This window comes from Streptomyces sp. LUP47B (genome assembly GCF_001746295.1).
Lineage (GTDB): Bacteria > Actinomycetota > Actinomycetes > Streptomycetales > Streptomycetaceae > Streptomyces.
The window spans coordinates 296,026-312,511 of the sequence record NZ_MJAH01000013.1 but is presented as its reverse complement, the minus strand read 5'-3'; the positions used below and the strand labels follow the sequence as shown (position 1 = coordinate 312,511).

General features: G+C 69.7%; 12 protein-coding genes, 1 rRNA gene and 2 pseudogenes. 3 read left to right on the top strand and 12 right to left on the bottom strand.

The genetic code is table 11. From position 1 onward, the window contains the following. Both BFN33_RS34415 and BFN33_RS34410 read right to left on the bottom strand, forming a co-directional pair. Positions 1–188 (bottom strand): 16S ribosomal RNA (locus BFN33_RS34415); the annotation flags it as partial. 556 nt (positions 189–744) lie between these two features. Further along, positions 745–1,752, bottom strand: a complete 1,008-nt coding sequence (locus BFN33_RS34410; protein ID WP_069764089.1) for a stage II sporulation protein M — start codon at positions 1,750–1,752, stop codon at positions 745–747. A gap of 130 nt (positions 1,753–1,882) precedes the next feature. On the opposite strand from BFN33_RS34410, the gene BFN33_RS34405 reads away from it, so the two are divergent. Continuing rightward, positions 1,883–2,893: an RDD family protein gene (locus tag BFN33_RS34405; protein WP_069764088.1), complete on the top strand. Its 1,011-nt coding sequence runs from the start codon at positions 1,883–1,885 to the stop codon at positions 2,891–2,893. Positions 2,894–2,992: 99 nt separating this feature from the next. Here the strand turns inward: BFN33_RS34405 and BFN33_RS34400 are convergent, their stop codons facing one another. Both BFN33_RS34400 and ahcY read right to left on the bottom strand, forming a co-directional pair. Then, positions 2,993–3,622 (bottom strand): hypothetical protein, encoded by a 630-nt coding sequence (locus BFN33_RS34400; protein ID WP_069764087.1) that lies wholly within the window; start codon positions 3,620–3,622, stop codon positions 2,993–2,995. A 149-nt stretch (positions 3,623–3,771) separates the two neighbouring features. After that, a complete protein-coding gene (gene ahcY / locus BFN33_RS34395; protein WP_069764086.1) occupies positions 3,772–5,229 on the bottom strand; it encodes an adenosylhomocysteinase in 1,458 nt (485 codons plus the stop codon). Positions 5,230–5,718: 489 nt separating this feature from the next. Between ahcY and BFN33_RS34390 the strand changes: the two genes are divergently transcribed. Beyond that, positions 5,719–7,917: a fructose-specific PTS transporter subunit EIIC gene (locus tag BFN33_RS34390; RefSeq protein ID WP_069764085.1), complete on the top strand. Its 2,199-nt coding sequence runs from the start codon at positions 5,719–5,721 to the stop codon at positions 7,915–7,917. An 87-nt stretch (positions 7,918–8,004) separates the two neighbouring features. Here BFN33_RS34390 and BFN33_RS34385 read toward each other — a convergent pair whose 3' ends face one another. The 8 genes and pseudogenes from BFN33_RS34385 to BFN33_RS34355 form a co-directional block, all read right to left on the bottom strand. Then, positions 8,005–8,988: a cation diffusion facilitator family transporter gene (locus tag BFN33_RS34385; RefSeq protein WP_069764084.1), complete on the bottom strand. Its 984-nt coding sequence runs from the start codon at positions 8,986–8,988 to the stop codon at positions 8,005–8,007. A 146-nt stretch (positions 8,989–9,134) separates the two neighbouring features. After that, the gene (gene manA / locus BFN33_RS34380) at positions 9,135–10,286 is read right to left on the bottom strand and encodes a mannose-6-phosphate isomerase, class I (RefSeq protein WP_069764112.1); all 1,152 of its coding nucleotides are present in this window, start codon (positions 10,284–10,286) and stop codon (positions 9,135–9,137) included. Between the two features lie 45 nt (positions 10,287–10,331). After that, a complete protein-coding gene (locus BFN33_RS34375; RefSeq protein WP_069764083.1) occupies positions 10,332–11,459 on the bottom strand; it encodes an SIS domain-containing protein in 1,128 nt (375 codons plus the stop codon). Between the two features lie 156 nt (positions 11,460–11,615). Then, positions 11,616–11,786 (bottom strand): Trm112 family protein, encoded by a 171-nt coding sequence (locus BFN33_RS50415; protein ID WP_007382472.1) that lies wholly within the window; start codon positions 11,784–11,786, stop codon positions 11,616–11,618. A gap of 194 nt (positions 11,787–11,980) precedes the next feature. Next, on the bottom strand, positions 11,981–13,348 hold the full coding sequence (locus tag BFN33_RS34370) for a phosphomannomutase/phosphoglucomutase (protein WP_176742526.1): 1,368 nt from the start codon (positions 13,346–13,348) through the stop codon (positions 11,981–11,983). Between the two features lie 103 nt (positions 13,349–13,451). After that, a pseudogene (locus tag BFN33_RS34365) lies at positions 13,452–14,684 on the bottom strand (L-lactate permease); the annotation flags it as partial. A 157-nt stretch (positions 14,685–14,841) separates the two neighbouring features. Further along, a pseudogene (locus BFN33_RS52160) lies at positions 14,842–15,175 on the bottom strand (L-lactate permease); the annotation flags it as partial. A 134-nt stretch (positions 15,176–15,309) separates the two neighbouring features. Next, on the bottom strand, positions 15,310–15,684 hold the full coding sequence (locus BFN33_RS34355) for a DUF3499 domain-containing protein (RefSeq protein WP_069764081.1): 375 nt from the start codon (positions 15,682–15,684) through the stop codon (positions 15,310–15,312). A gap of 358 nt (positions 15,685–16,042) precedes the next feature. Here BFN33_RS34355 and BFN33_RS34350 point away from each other — a divergent pair, with 358 nt between their 5' ends. Then, positions 16,043–16,486 carry a metallopeptidase family protein gene (locus BFN33_RS34350; protein WP_088245448.1) on the top strand — a complete coding sequence of 148 codons (444 nt, stop codon included), beginning with the start codon at positions 16,043–16,045 and terminating at the stop codon, positions 16,484–16,486.

Below are 16,486 nucleotides of genomic sequence, written 5' to 3'. Positions count from 1 at the left end.
ATGCCTGCGGTAGTGGTATCCGGTATTAGACCCCGTTTCCAGGGCTTGTCCCAGAGTGAAGGGCAGATTGCCCACGTGTTACTCACCCGTTCGCCACTAATCCCCACCGAAGTGGTTCATCGTTCGACTTGCATGTGTTAAGCACGCCGCCAGCGTTCGTCCTGAGCCAGGATCAAACTCTCCGTGAATGTTTACCGGTAATCCGGTCGACACACACGAGAGCGGAGCGACCACCGGAATAAGGCGGTCACTCACAGCGTCCTCGCTGTGTTTTCTTCAAAGGAACCTCGCCCCAGCAGATGCTGGAGACGGGGTATCAACATATCTGGCGTTGATTTTTGGCACGCTGTTGAGTTCTCAAGGAACGGACGCTTCCTTTGTACTCACCCTCTCGGGCTTTCCTCCGGGCTTTTCCCTTCGATCTTGCGTTTCCGACTCTATCAGACCGTTTCCGGTTCCGATTTCCTCGGTGCTTTCCAGGTTCCCGCTCTCGCGTTTCCCTTTCCGGCGCTCCCAACATTATCAGAACTTTCGGACCGGACTGACCGGCCATCTGTTTCCGATTTCATCGGGAAAGGGCTTCTCTGAAATCAAGATTTCCAGAAGCAGACAGACACTCACTGCTACCGAGCGGGATGAACCCGGCTCCAGGCAACTGTTCGAATCTACCTCCCCCCAGCCTCCGTGTCAACGGCTCCTGTGGGGCGAAGGAGACAGTAGCAGCTCAGCAGCGTCCCCTGCACATCAGGCGGCGGTAGGGACGGTGGCGCTGCGCTCAGCGGCCTCGACGTCACCCGTGTCACCCGCACGCGCCGCTCGTCCGCCCAGGACAAAGACGTAGGCGAGGAAGGCCAGCTCGGCGACGACCCCGATGGTTATGCGGGCCCATGTGGGCAGGCCCGACGGGGTGACGAAGCCTTCTATGGCGCCGGAGACGAACAGGACCAGCGCGAGACCTATCGCCATGCCCACGGCAGCCCGGCCTTCCTCCGCCAGTGCCGTGCGCCGGGAGCGGGGGCCGGGATCGATCAGAGTCCAGCCGAGACGCAGACCTGTGCCGGCCGCGACGAAGACCGCCGTGAGTTCGAGGAGGCCGTGCGGGAGCACGAGGCCGAGGAAGGTGTCGAGACGGCCAACCGATGACATCAGGCCGATGCCGACGCCGAGGTTGAGCATGTTCTGGAACAGGATCCAGAGGACCGGGAGGCCCAGGAAGATACCCAGGACCAGGCACATGGCGGCCGCCTGGGCGTTGTTCGTCCAGACCTGGGCGGCGAAGGATGCCGCGGGATGGCTCGAGTAGTACGTCTCGTACTGGCCGCCGGGGCGGGTGAGCTCGCGCAGTTCACTGGGGGCCGCGATGGAGGACTGCACCTCGGGGTGAGTGCCGATCCACCAGCCCAGGAGGGCTCCCACGACGGTGGACAGCAGCGCGGTGGGCACCCACCAGTGCCGCGATCTATAGACGGCGGCGGGGAAGCCGTAAGCAAGGAAGCGGGTGACATCGCGCCACGAGGCGCGGCGGGTTCCTGTGACGGCACTACGCGCGCGTGCCACGAGTTGACTGAGCCGGCCGGTGAGCTGCGGGTCGGGGGCGCTGGACTGGATCAGCGAGAGGTGGGTGGCGGTGCGTTGGTAGAGAGCGACGAGTTCGTCCGCTTCGGCGCCGTTGAGGCGGCGCTGGCGCCGGAGCAGGGCGTCGAGGCGGTCCCATTCGGCTCGGTGAGCGGTGACGAAGACGTCGAGGTCCATCGGTTTGCCTGCTCCTCGGCTGATCGTCGGCGGTCCGTCGTGAGTGTCAGCTTGTCGTACTGCGACGCGATGCGCCCTCAGCTTGGCAGACTGGCCGTTGACCAGTCGGGTCAGGGGAAGGACAGCAGGCGTGAGTGAGCTCGTGACGGGCGAGGCGGTGGCGCTTGAGCTGCGCCCTGCGAAGCTGCCCAGCAGGGCGTTGGCCGTGCTGATCGATCTGATCGTGGCCGTGGTCGTGTACATCACCGTGACCGTGGCTCTGGTGGCCGCTTCCGCTTCTTTGGACGACGCGGCCCAGGTGGCGCTCTCGATCGCAGCGTTCCTGCTCGTGCTGGTGGGCGGCCCGATCGCGGTCGAGACGCTCAGCCACGGAAGATCGTTGGGGAAGCTCGCTGTCGGGCTTCGCGTGGTCCGGGACGACGGCGGGCCCATCCGCTTCCGGCATGCGCTGGTGCGGGGCGCGATCGGTGTGATCGAGATTCTCATGACGTTCGGAGTCGTGGCCTGTATCGCATCGCTCGTGTCGGCCCGTGGCCGTCGGCTCGGTGACGTGTTCGCGGGCACGCTGGTCGTGCGGGAGCGAATTCCGGTGGGGCCCAGCGGATTCGTGCCGCCGCCTCCGCCCTGGCTGGCCGGCCGGTTCTCCGGGCTCGATCTGTCGGCGGTTCCCGATGGCTTGTGGCTTGCCATCCGCCAGTACCTGACCCGGATGCACCAACTCGACCCGCAGGTCGGCTGGACCATGGCGCAGCGGTTGGCGTCCGATCTCGCGGCGCACACGGGAACTCCGGCTCCGCAGGATGTGCCGCCGGGCGCGTATCTGGCGGCGGTGGTGCAGGAACGGCAAGCCCGGGAGGCCCGGCGGGCCTACGGCAGCGGTACGACGGGGACCGGGCCGTCTCATGCGTCGGGGCCCGGTCCTGCGGTCGCAGTGCAGGGCGGTTACCCGTATCCGGGGGCGCAGCCCGCTGCTCCGCCGTCTCCTCAGCCGCCTGTCTCGTACGGCGTCGAGGCGGCTCCGGGCGGGGCGCGTCCTGGTGTTCCGGTGGAGGGACCCTCGTACGAGAAGTCCTCCGAGGGGCCCAGGCCCGCCGTGCCGCCGGGGGGCAGGCCTGCGTCCGGGTTCGTTCCGCCGGCGTGATTCCGCGGGTTGCCAGGCGCCTCAGAGTCGGTGACCGTCCTGGGGGTTACCGCGTGCCGCTGGTGTCGTGTGCTGAAGCGGACACCCGCTGAAGTCGCTTCAGTCCAGCGGCGGTGCGGGGAACGTCGACGGCGGTGATTCGAGGTCCTCCAGCTCGATCCCGGGGGCCGCGAGAACCACGTCGCCGGCGATGTGCACGATGTGCTGTTCGCCTGTGTCCAGGGCTGTGACCTGGTATTCCTCCACGGTCAGCGGGCCGTTGTCAGTGGCGTGTGCTTCTCTTTTCAGCAAGGTCCAGGACTGGTCCACGGTGCGCGGGGCGAGGACGGGGTCCGTGAAGGCCACGAGGCGTACGCGGGTTGCTGATGCGGAGGGGGTGAGGCGCAGGAGACGGGTGGTGGCGACGAGGAACGCGGGGGACGTGCCGGTGAAGGCATGGGCGGCGACATTGCCTTCCGTGGCGTGGGCCCCGGTGGGGTCGGTGCGGACCCAGGTGACGCCGTCGAGCGCGGCACCGCGCACCTGCCAGCTCGCGGCATGCAGTTCGAGGCGGATGGGGCGGCCGAGTTCGTCGAGGGTGAGGTCGACCGAGCCGCTGTGATCGTCGGCGGGAGTGGTGAGTTGGGAGACGTAGCGCCAACCGGACGGGCCGGGGGCGCACTGGAAGTGTTCTTCTGCGAGGGGGGTGTGATCGTGCGGATCGTGGAGCGAATAGCGGCCGCGGGGCATGGGGGTCCTGGGTTCTGACGGGCTGTCCGGCCTGACGGTCACACGGCGGGGGCGCAAGGCGGAGAGAGGGTCACAAGGCCAAAGGGGCAGGCCCCCGACACGGGGGTGCGGGGGCCTGCCTCGGAGGGTCTGCTGCTGTGCCTTACGGCTCAGTAGCGGTAGTGGTCCGGCTTGTACGGGCCGTCGACCTCGACGCCGATGTACGCCGCCTGCTCCGGGCGCAGCTGGGTCAGCTTCACGCCGAGCGCGTCCAGGTGGAGGCGTGCGACCTTCTCGTCGAGGTGCTTGGGCAGCACGTAGACGTCGGTCGGGTACTCGTCGGGCTTGGTGAACAGCTCGATCTGGGCCAGGGTCTGGTCCGCGAAGGAGTTGGACATCACGAACGACGGGTGGCCCGTGGCGTTGCCCAGGTTCAGCAGACGGCCCTCGGACAGCACGATGAGCACCTTGCCGTCGGGGAACTTCCACGTGTGGACCTGCGGCTTGACCTCGTCCTTGACGATGCCGGGGATCTTGGCGAGACCGGCCATGTCGATCTCGTTGTCGAAGTGACCGATGTTGCCGACGATCGCCTGGTGCTTCATCTTGGCCATGTCCGAGGCCATGATGATGTCCTTGTTGCCCGTCGTGGTGATGAAGATGTCGGCCTTGTCGACGACCTCGTCGAGGGTCGTGACCTGGTAGCCGTCCATCGCCGCCTGCAGAGCGCAGATCGGGTCGATCTCGGTGACGATGACGCGGGCGCCCTGGCCGCGCAGGGACTCCGCGCAGCCCTTGCCCACGTCGCCGTAGCCGAGGACGACCGCCGTCTTGCCGCCGATGAGGACGTCGGTGGCGCGGTTGATGCCGTCGATCAGGGAGTGGCGGCATCCGTACTTGTTGTCGAACTTCGACTTGGTGACGGCGTCGTTCACGTTGATCGCCGGGAACAGGAGGACCCCGTCGCGCTGCATCTCGTACAGGCGGTGGACGCCGGTCGTGGTCTCCTCGGTCACGCCGCGGATCTCGGAGGCCAGCTGGGTCCACTTCTGCGAGCCGTCCGTGATGGTGCGGTGCAGGAGTTCGAGGACGCAGCGGTGCTCGTCGGACTCGGCGGTGTCGACGGAGGGGACCTTGCCGGCCTTCTCGTACTCGACGCCCTTGTGGACGAGGAGGGTGGCGTCACCGCCGTCGTCCAGGATCATGTTCGGGCCGCCGGTGGGGGTGTTCGGCCAGGTCAGGGCCTGCTCCGTGCACCACCAGTACTCCTCCAGCGTCTCGCCCTTCCAGGCGAAGACCGGGACACCCTGGGGGTTGTCCACGGTGCCGTTCGGGCCGACGGCGATGGCGGCGGCCGCGTGGTCCTGGGTGGAGAAGATGTTGCAGGACGCCCAGCGGACCTCGGCGCCCAGGGCGACGAGGGTCTCGATGAGGACGGCGGTCTGCACGGTCATGTGCAGGGAGCCGGTGACGCGGGCGCCGGCGAGCGGCTGCGTCTCGGCGAACTCCTTGCGGATCGCCATCAGGCCGGGCATCTCGTGCTCGGCGAGGGTGATCTCCTTGCGGCCGAACTCGGCCAGGGAGAGGTCGGCGACTTTGAAGTCCTGTCGGTTGTCGACAGTCGTCATTACGAGCTGCTCCTCGGATTTGGGGCGCGGTGGTACTGCTGGTCTGCGCGGCGGCGGACACAGGGGTGCCCGAAGAGGACACAGGCATGCCCGGTGCGCGCAGCGCAGTCCGTCGGAGGCCCTCTCTCCCTCGGTCGGCCCGCGTGCGGACCGCCCGACCGCCATCAGCAGCGACGTCTGGCTCCGTCCCAAGCTACACCGGTCGGCCGGGGCACCCCAGTCCGCCTCCGCATACATCAGGCCGATCATGGCCGGCCGTCCGGGACGTCGAAGGGGTGCCGTCGCTCGTCCTGACACCGTGCCCTGGCTGTGGTGACAACGGGCCTGCGAGCTGCGGGACAGGAGACGACAGGCCAGTCATCCAGGAACTTTTGGTTCTCGGGTGGTCTGGGCAGGTGACGGAGGATGCGAAGAGATCGGAAGATCCGATCGATCTTGCGGGGCGTCCGGGACGGCGTTTCCGCGTGACAACGGCGTTAGGAGATCGACGTGACCAGTCCGGCCGGACCTCCCCACACCGGCGGCGGCAGCGAGCGGCAGCGGTTGAAGCTGCTCGCGGTGACCGCGTGCCCGACCGGCATCGCCCACACATACATGGCCGCGGAGAAGCTCACGCAGGCCGCCGCGAGCCGTGGCATCGACATGAAGGTGGAGACCCAGGGCTCGATCGGGGCTGAAAACGTACTAGATGACAACGATGTCAACACCGCAGACGGCGTCATCATCGCCGCGGACAAGGACGTGGACCTGAGCCGTTTCGTGGGCAAGCGCGTTCTGACCGTGGGCGTGGCGGAGGGGATCCGCCACCCTGAACAGTTGATCGAACGGGTGCGGTCCGCGCCGGTGCACACGGCGGGCGCCACCCCGGCCGCTTCGGCATCGGGCGGCGGCAAGGAGCGGAGCGTCGCGTACAAGGCGCTGATGAACGGGGTCAGCTACATGATCCCGTTCGTGGTGGTCGGCGGGCTGCTGATCGCGATCTCGCTCTCGCTCGGCGGGCACACCGACCCGTCCGGCGGTCTGGTCATCCCGAAGGACTCCTTCTGGATGGACATCAACAACATCGGCGTCATCGGCTTCACGCTGATGGTGCCGATCCTGTCCGGCTACATCGCCTACGCCATCGGGGACCGGCCCGCCCTCGTGCCCGGCATGATCGGTGGCTGGATCGCGAACACGGGCGACCTGTACGACTCGAAGGCGGGCGCCGGGTTCATCGGGGCGATCGTGACCGGGTTCCTCGCCGGGTATCTGGTGCTGTGGATCAAGAAGGTCAAGGTCCCGAAGTTCGTGCGGCCGATCATGCCGATCATCGTGATCCCGATCGTGGCGACCACGGCTCTGGGGCTGTTCTTCATCTACGTGATCGGGAAGCCGATCTCCTGGGTGTTCGAGCACCTCACCGACTGGCTCAGCGGAATGACGGGCACGAGCGCGATCCTGCTGGGCGCGATTCTGGGGCTCATGATCGCGTTCGACATGGGCGGGCCGGTCAACAAGACGGCCTTCCTGTTCGGCACCGGGCTGATCGCGACCGGCAACCAGACGGTCATGGGCATGTGCGCGGCCGCGATCCCGGTCATGCCGCTCGGGCAGGGACTGGCGACCTTGATACGCAAACGCCTCTACACCGAGCAGGAGCGGGAGACCGGCCTGGCCGCGTTGTTCATGGGCTGTTTCGGCATCTCCGAGGGTGCGATCCCGTTCGCGGCGGCGCGGCCCGCACAGGTGATTCCGGCCAACATGCTCGGCGGCGCGGTGGCCGGCGCCATCGCCGGTGTGGCCGGGGTCGAGGACGCGGTGCCGCACGGCGGGCCGATCGTGGCGGTGTTGGGTGCGGTGAGCGGGGTGCCGATGTTCTTCGTGGCCGTGCTGATCGGCACCGCGGTCACCGCGCTGACGACGGTCACGTTGGTCGACGTCAGCGAGCGGAGGCGCAACAGTGCGGCACCGGTGCCCGGACTGAGCGTGGCCGAACCGCTCGAGCCCGCGCTGGTCGGGGTGGGCGTCGGTGCGGCGGCCGGTGGAGCCGCCGGTGCTGTGGCGGCGCAGCGGGTCGTGGCCTCGTCGAGCGTGCCCGCCACGGAGGCGGCACCGACCGGGACGCGGAACATCGGGGGCGCCGACGACAAAGCCGACGCCGGTGCTGGTGGGGCTGCGGGAGCGGGCGCTGACACCGATACCGGTGTCGGCACCAAAGCCGCCGGCACCCCCACGGCCGAAACCGACGGCGATGTTCTCTCCGGCTATCTCACCGAGCGGACCGTGAAGGTCGCCCTCGACGCCCGCGACAAGGAGGCCGCCATCCGGGAGATGGCTGAGCTGCTCGCCCGGACCGGGAAGGTGGCGGATCTCGACGAACTGGTCGCCACCGCCTTGCGGCGGGAGGAGCAGGGAACCACCGGGCTCGGGGAGGAGATCGCGATTCCGCACGCCAAGACGGATGCGGTGACCGCGCCCGTCGTCGGGTTCGCGCGGTCCGCCGAGGGTGTCGAGTGGGGTTCGCTGGACGGTACGAAGGCCAGGCTGGTCTTCATGATCTCCGTGCCGGAGGCGGCCGCGGGCGATGAACACCTGCGGATCCTGGCGCTGTTGTCGCGCAGGCTGACGGACCCCGGGTTCCGGGAGCGGCTCATCGCGGCGCCGGACGAGGGCGCGGTGCTGGAGGTGCTGAGCGAGGTCCGGTAGCCGCCGGAGCGCCGAGAACCGACGGGGCCCGCCGAGAAGGTCGGCGGGCCCCGTCGTAGTACAGGACAAAAGACGTTCGGCAGAGTCTCAGTGGCCGGGCGCCGGCTGCTGTGCCGGTCCCCCGGGGGTCGCCTCCCGGTCGGCACCCTTGGCGGCCTCGGTCTCGCTGTAGATGTCGGGCTCCAGGTAGATGACGCGGGCGATCGGGACGGCCTCGCGGATGCGGGACTCGGCGGCGTTGATCGCGGAGGCGACCTCGGCGGCCGTGTCGTCGTGCTGGACGGCGATCTTGGCGGCGATGAGCAGTTCCTCGGGGCCGAGGTGGAGCGTGCGCATGTGGATGATGCCGGTGACGGTGCGGCCGTCGACGATCGCGGCCTCGATCTTCTGGACCGCCTCGAGGCCGGCGGCCTCACCGAGCAGCAGGGACTTGGTCTCCGCCGCCAGGACGAGGGCGATCAGGATGAGCAGGATGCCGATGCAGAGGGTGCCGATGCCGTCCCAGACGCCGTCGCCGGTGAGCAGGGCCAGGCCGACGCCGCCGAGGGCGAGGACCAGGCCGACGAGCGCGCCGAAGTCCTCCAGGAGGACGACCGGGAGCTCGGGTGCCTTGGCGCGGCGCACGAACTCCTTCCAGGAGAGGTCGCCGCGCAGCGGGTTGGACTCCTTGATGGCCGTCCGGAAGGAGAAGCCCTCGGCGATGATCGCGAAGATGAGGACGCCCACCGGCCAGTACCAGTGCTCGATCTCGTGCGGGTGCTTGATCTTCTCGTAGCCCTCGTAGACGGCGAACATGCCGCCGACCGAGAAGAGGACGATCGAGACCAGGAAGGCGTAGATGTAACGCTCGCGGCCGTACCCGAAGGGGTGTTGCGGGGTGGCCTCGCGCTGGGCCTTCTTGCCGCCGACCAGCAGCAGGAACTGGTTTCCGGAGTCGGCGAGGGAGTGCACGCCCTCGGCGAGCATCGACGAGGAGCCGCTGAACGCGAACGCCACGAACTTCGATGCCGCGATCGCGAGGTTGGCGCCGAGTGCCGCCACGATCGCCCTGGTTCCGCCTGACGCGCTCATCTGCTCGCGTTGTCCCTTCGCCTCAAGTGCCTCTACGCCCGTCCAGGCCTTTGCCCGTCCTTTGCCGTGGGAGCCATTCTTGCAGCCCCGTCCGGCACGGCCGTCTCAGCCGTCCACAGGCCCGGTCATACGATCACACGTCACGGTCACACGATCACCGTTGCCCGGAAGACCGTGCCCGTACCGGACACCTCGGCCTTCTCGCCCGCCGGTACGAACACCGACTGGCCGGGGCTCAGTTCGTGTTCCCCGGCTCGCACGGAACCTGCCGTGCAGAGCAGGATCTGTGGGGTCGGGCGGGTCAGGTCGTGGGTGGCGCCGCCTTCGGGAAGGACGTAGCGGGAGAGTCGGAACTCGTCGATGGGGGTCTCGTAGACCTCCTCGCCGTCGGGAGACGCCTCGGGGCGGAGAACGCCCGGGTCGGCGGCCTCGAAGCGGACGATGCGCAGGAGTTCGGGGACGTCGACGTGCTTGGGGGTCAGGCCGCAGCGCAGGACGTTGTCGGAGTTGGCCATGATCTCGACGCCGAGGCCGCTCAGATAGGCGTGCGGGATGCCTGCGCCGAGGAACAGTGCCTCGCCGGGCTGGAGTCGGACGTGGTTGAGGAGCATCGCGGCGATGACGCCCGGGTCGCCCGGGTAGTGGTGGGCGATGTCGGCGTACGGGGCGTGGTCGCCGCCGAGGCGGGCGCAGGCGGCCGCGGCCTCGGTGACCGTGTGGGCCATCTCCGCGCGGTCGGCGGTCAGGACGGCCGTCAGGACCTCCCGCAGGGCCGCCTCCTCTGGGTGGGCGTGCAGGAGGTCGACGTACGGCTTGAGGGAGTCCACACGGAGCGCGTCGAGCAGTTCGGCCGCGCGCGCGGGTTCACGGAAGCCGCACAGGCCGTCGAACTCGGTGAGCGCGCAGATCAGTTCGGGCTTGTGATTGGCGTCCTTGTAGTTGCGGTGGCCCGCGTCCACGGGGATGCCACGGCGCTCCTCGTCGTCGTAACCCTCTTTCGCCTGGGCGAGGTCGGGGTGCACCTGAAGGGAGAGCGGGGCGCCCGCGGCGAGGATCTTGAGCAGGAAGGGCAGCCGGGGGCCGAACTTGGCGACGGCCTCGGCGCCGAGCTCCTGCGCCGGGTCCGCGGCGATGACCTCGACGAGGGTGCCCCGGCCGGTGCGTGAAGGAGCTCCCGGGTGGGCGCCCATCCACATCTCCGCCTGCGGTTCACCGGTCGGCCGGACGCCGAGGAGTTCGGGGATGGCGGTGGTGGAACCCCACGCGTAGGGGCGGACGGTGTTGTCGAGGCGGTCCATCAGGCTCTTTCTGTACATACGGCGATCAGGGCGTCCTGGGCAACGTCAGGCCCCCGAGGCGAGCGCCAGGTAAACGGCGGCGAAATCGGTGACGGCGATCAGTTCCGCGAGGGTCTCGATCTCGCCGCCGGGCTCCGGTTCCAGCTCGCTGATCGGCGTGTCGTGGCCGAGGGCCAGTTCACGGGCGGCCGGAGCGGCGCTGAGACCGCCGATCGGACGGTCGCGAAGGAGCACCACGCGAGCGTGCAGCGCGGGAGCTTCCTCGACGCGGTCGCGGAAGAAGTCGTCCGGATCGGCGCCGGCGGCCAGCGGCCCAGCGAGCAGCGTGCTGTGCGCGTCGAGTGCCTCGGGCAGTTCGAAGACCACGGCGGGGCGGCCGGAGAGCTCGGCGAGGGCGGCGGCGAAACGACGGCCCGCGGGCCCTGCGGAGGTGCCCTCGGTCCAGATCACCGGGAGCGCGTCGAAAAGTTCGGAGGCGAGGGTTTTGGCCGGGTTGCTGTAGGTCGCGATGGCGGGGCCGCAGCGCTCGGCGATGTGGTCGAGGCGGTCGGCGATCTTCCCGAGCGTGTCGGGCGGGGCGGTGAGCAGGCCGGTGCGGTCGAGGATCGCGAGGAGCGGTGTGAGCAGGGCCCACAGGACGCCGGGGGCGGATGCTGTGAGGGGTGTGGCCTGCTCGTACGGGGCCGTGGCCATGGGCACGAACAGGCCGTGGGCGCCCTCGACCGCCTCGCTGAGCGGGGTACGGCCGGGCGCCACCGCGACGACGGTGCAGCCGCGACGGTAGGCCTGGTCGGCGAGCAGGGACAGGCCCGGTTCGGTGCCGTCGGGAGTGGCGATCAGAAGCAGGTCGACCGAGCCCGCCCAGCCGGGGAGTTCCCAGCGCAGGGCACCCGCGGCGGGGGCGACTCCGGTGGGGGCGAGGCGGGTGACGGGGCTGCCGGCGCCGGCGAGTGTGCCGAGGAGGTCGGCGGCGCAGGTGGCGGCGGCGCCGGGCCCCGCGATGAGGACGGCACGGGGGCGGCCGTCGGGCTTGAGGTCATTCACCCCTGCCTCGGCTGCGTGCCGTGCCGCTGTGCGGACGCGGGCGCCGGCCTCTGCGGCGCCGCGGAGCAGGCCTCGGCGGTCGGCCTCCGAGAGGGCCTCGGGGGTGTCTAGCAGCGATTCGTCGAGCATGGGGCGGCAGCCTCCGATCGCCGGGTCTCCGGGGACGCCGGGTTGTCGCTTCGCCGGGTCGTCGGTCGCGCGGGGCCGGGACACCGGTGGTCGCTGTGTCGTTGTCGCTCTTACGGCAGCTGGGGCGCTGTCCCGCCTACGGCGGCAGCGGGGCGCTCACGCGGGGCGGCGGGCCTCGTCGACGAGGAGGACGGGGATGCCGTCACGGACCGGGTATGCCAGGCCGCAGTCCTGGCCGGTGCAGATCAGCTCGGTGTCCTGCTCCTTGAGGGGGGCGTGACAGGCCGGGCAGGCGAGGATCTCCAGGAGGCCGGCTTCGAGCGGCATGGGGGTTCCCTTCGGGGGCGATACGGCTGCATGTGCGGATGTGCCTGGTCAGGGTACCGCCGGGGAGAGGGAGGGCGCCGGGGTTGGGGCAAGGTCGGCGGGCGGGGGTCGGCGTCGTGGCTTTCGCCCCCTCGCCCCTGCCCGTCCCCTCCCTGAAGCCACAGCCCCCTGCGCCCCCAGCAGCCGACTTCCCGTCAGGCTCTGATGATCGCCAGGACCTCGTCGCGTATCTTCGCCGTCGTCGCCTCGTCCCTCGCCTCCGCGTTGAGGCGCAGGAGGGGCTCCGTGTTGGACGGGCGGACGTTGAACCACCAGTCGGGGGTGGTGACCGTGAGTCCGTCGAGTTCGTCGAGCTGTACGCCCTCCTGGCCCTCGTAGGCCGCCTTGATCGCGGCCAGGCGGTCCGTCTGGTCGGCGACCGTGGAGTTGATCTCGCCGGAGCCGACGTAACGGTCGTACTGCGCCACCAGGGACGAGAGCGGACCTTCCTGGCCGCCCAGCGCGGCAAGGACGTGGAGGGCCGCCAGCATGCCCGTGTCGGCGTTCCAGAAGTCCTTGAAGTAGTAGTGCGCCGAGTGTTCGCCGCCGAATATCGCGCCGGTTCTGGCCATCTCGGCCTTGATGAAGGAGTGGCCCACGCGCGTGCGGACCGGTGTGCCGCCGTTCTCCTTGACGACCTCCGGGACCGACCAGGACGTGATCAGGTTGTGGATGACCGTGCCCTTGCCGCCGTGCCGGGCGAGCTCGCGGGAGGCCACCAGGGCGGTGATGGCGGACGGGGAGACCGGGTTTCCGCGCTCGTCGACGACGAAGCAGCGGTCCGCGTCGCCGTCGAAGGCGATGCCGAGGTCGGCCCCCTCTTCACGGACCCGCTTCTGTAGGTCGACGATGTTCGCCGGGTCGAGGGGGTTGGCCTCGTGGTTCGGGAACGTGCCGTCCAGTTCGAAGTACATCGGGACGACGTCCAGGGGCAGGCCCGCGAACACCGTCGGGACGGTGTGGCCACCCATGCCGTTGCCCGCGTCCACGACGACCTTCAGGGGGCGGATGGAGGTCAGGTCGACGAGGGAGCGCAGGTGGGCCGCGTAGTCGTCCAGCGTGTCCCGCTGCGTGATCGTGCCGGTTGTCGCGGCCGCTTGCGGGGCGCCCGCCTCGCTCCAGCGCTCGACCAGTTCGCGGATCTCGGCGAGGCCGGTGTCCTGGCCGACCGGGGCCGCGCCGGCCCGGGACATCTTGATGCCGTTGTACTGGGCGGGGTTGTGGGAGGCCGTGAACATCGCGCCCGGCAGGTTCAGCGCGCCGGAGGCGTAGTACAGCTGGTCGGTCGAGCACAGGCCGATCTCGGTGACGTCCACGCCGCGGGCGGCCGCTCCACGCGCGAAGGCCCGCGACAGACCCGGGGACGTGGGCCGCATGTCGTGACCGGTCACGATCGCGCTTGCCCCCGTCACCTGGACGAAGGCGGCACCGAAAAGCTCGGCCAGCGTCTCGTCCCACTGGTCGGGAACGACTCCGCGCACGTCGTACGCCTTCACGAGCTGTGACAGATCAGCCACGGCCAACCCTTCTGAAAGTCCTGTCGGTCACCACAAACTACCCGTAGCCACTGACAGCGGGTGGTGCGGGAGCCGAGCCGTTACCTGAGGTCAGACGGCGCTGAAGGCGTCAGGGCAGCATCCAGCCCAGCACCGGCGAGCTCTGTCCGACCACGATCATGCCCATCAACAGCAGCAGTCCGAGGCTCCAGGGCAGCACCTTGCGCAGCAGGTCCCCCTCGCGGCCCGCGAGACCGAAGGCCGCGCAGGCGATGGTGAGGTTCTGCGGCGAGATCATCTTGCCGAGCACCCCGCCCGAGCTGTTGGCTGCGGCCAGCAGTTCCGGGGAGAGCCCGGACTCCCGCGCGGCGGTCACCTGCAACGCCCCGAACAGTGCGTTGGCCGAGGTGTCGGAACCGGAGACGGCCACTCCGAACCAGCCCAGGACCGGCGACAGGAACGCAAGTCGGGCACCCGCGGCCGCCACGAAGTGGCCGATGGGTGGCGGCTTGCCCGGAGAGGTTCATGACATACGCGAGCGCCGGCACGGACGTCACGGTCAGGATCGCGAACCTCAACTCATGGACGGTCGCTGCCCATTCACAGACCGCCACGCGTGCGTGCACGCGGAGCACGAGGGCCGCCGTCAGGATTCCCGCGAGCAGCACGAGGGTGCCGCCGGTGGAGACGATCGGCCAGGTGAAGAACGTCAATCGTGACGTTGCCGCCGACCGGATCCCCGTCGGAATTCACGACAGGAAGAGCCAGTCGTACATGCGGGTCACCTTCGCCGGGGCGTAGCGGGCAGGACTTCACCGCGCGGGTCCGTCTCGGCGAGGTCCTCACTGCGTGCGCCGGTCAGCACGGACGCGCGTACGGACACGTCGGCCGGTACGCGCGCGTGTGGTACAGCGACCAGGGCGCCCGCGCCGGCCAAGGCGGCCCCGATGTCGGCGAGTTGTGCGGAGGCGTAGGTGGAGACCGCGAACTGGACGACGGCGAAGGCGACTCCGCAGACCAGTGCGGGCACCCAGGTCTCACGCAGGCCCCTTCCGCCGTCGACCAGGACGACCAGCACCAGGGGCACCACGAGGGCCGGCAAAGGCGTCTGACGGCCCACCACGGAGGCCACGTCGTCCAACGGCAGCCCGGTGACCTGCGCGAGTGTCACGACCGGTGTGCCCATCGCGCCGAAGGCCACCGGGGCGGTGTTGACGACCAGCGCGACAACCGCGGCGCGCACCGGGTCGAAGCCGAGGGCGACGAGCATGACCGAGCGGATCGCGACCGGTGCGCCGAACCCGGCGAGGGCCTCCAGGAGCGCGCCGAAGCAGAAGGCGACGACGAGGGCCTGGATGCGGGGGCCGGCGGCGGCGGGCCCGGTTCCGACAAGGGAACCGGGCCCGCGGCATGCGGCCGCCGCAGTCGGACCGGCTGGTGCGCGGCACGCCTCCCCGGCCACCCGGCCGGTGACCGGCGGATGATCCACCTCGGACCCGGCGGGGCCGTTACGCACCACCATCCCGCCCATGCCTCCCGAAGGATCGGCGCAGGATGTGGAAGTGCCGGGTGCGGACGGTCATCCGGTACACCCACAGGGCGTTGACGACGATCCACAGGATGGGGAAGAGACCGAACGCGGCTCCCTGTGCGTCGCTGGAGGCGGTCTGGCCCAGCGGCATGCGTAGGGAGCCGGGCGGCGAGAGCGGCCGCCAGGAGGCCTGTGAGGCCTGCCAGGTGCGCCTTCATGCGGACGCCGCCGAGCAGGACGCAGACGATCATCAGGGGCAGGGCCGCGACGAGGGCGGACAGCCCGAGCGAGTCGGCGACGGGTTCGAGTTCCTGGACGTACACGGGGCCTCCCCGATTCCGTCATGCGGAAAGCGATTTCTCAATTGACTGACGGAAGGGTCGTGTCCGCGCCAAGTCCACGTCAACGGGCGAGCGTCACCGAGGGAACTCCGCGTCGAACGCGCACAGAGGACGGGTCAGTTGTCGGGCGAGCGCAGGACCCGCAGATGGCCGCGGCGCGCGACCTCCATCGGGTCGGCCGCGCGAGCTCCACCGCCGGCTTGGGCGGAGCGCTCCTGCGGACGGGCTGCTTCGCGCACGGCGTTGGCAAGCGCTTCCAGGTCGTCCCCGCTGGGCCGGGCCGGGGCCGAGGCGTCGAGGAGCCTGACGACCTCCCAGCCGCGTGGGGCGGTGAGGCGCTCGGAGTGCTCGGCGCACAGGTCGTAGCAGTGGGGTTCGGCGTAGGTGGCGAGCGGGCCGAGGACCGCGGTCGAGTCGGCGTAGACGTACGTCAGCGTCGCGACGGCGGGACGGCCGCAAGCGGTGCGCGAACAGCGACGTACAGGGCTCACGACGTTGGACGGTACCGCACTCTTGAACGGGCCGCGACGACTCTCCCCCAGGTCACCCCACCGTGTCGTGCTGTGAAACGCCCCACAGGACACTCCCGTCACACCGCGATGACCTGCGCGGACACCGGCTGTCAGAGGGGCGCGAACACACCTGGAACCGATCACCAGTTGGTGCAAACCATGCCAATTGCGTTGAGATCGACGGCCTCGGCGAGATACGGATTCGAGCCCAACCTTGGCTGGAATGGTCGACTGCCGACATGCCGTACGCGGAGGCCGTACGTCGTTTCCGACCGTGTCCGGGGTATCGCGTGGGCGGCGGGCGCCGGGGTGCGGCGAGGATTACCCTTCACCAGTGATGGACAACCCTGTACCGCCCCGCGCCACCGGCCCCGGGCCCCGCCGCCGTGATCGCCACGGCAGGGGCATGCGCGGCCCGATCGCCCCGCCGCAGGTGCCCCTCGCCGCGAGTCGAGCCGAGGCGTTCGCGGACCTGGTGCAGGACTCCGTGGAGCGCCTGGAGCGGCGCTGGCCGCAGCTCGCCGACATCGATTTCCTGGTCCTGGAGGTGCCTCGGCTGGACGGACAGTCCTGGAACGACGAGGCGGTGCCGCTCGGCGGGACGATTCCGGCACGTGAGGGGCGCCCCGCGCGCGTGGTCGTCTACCGGCGGCCGGTGGAGATCCGCACCAAGGGGCGCGACGAGCGGGCGGCGCTGGTGCACGAGATCGTCGTGGAGCAGGTGGCCGAGCTGCTGGGGCTCACTCCGGAGACGGTGGATCCGCGGTACGGCGAGGACTGA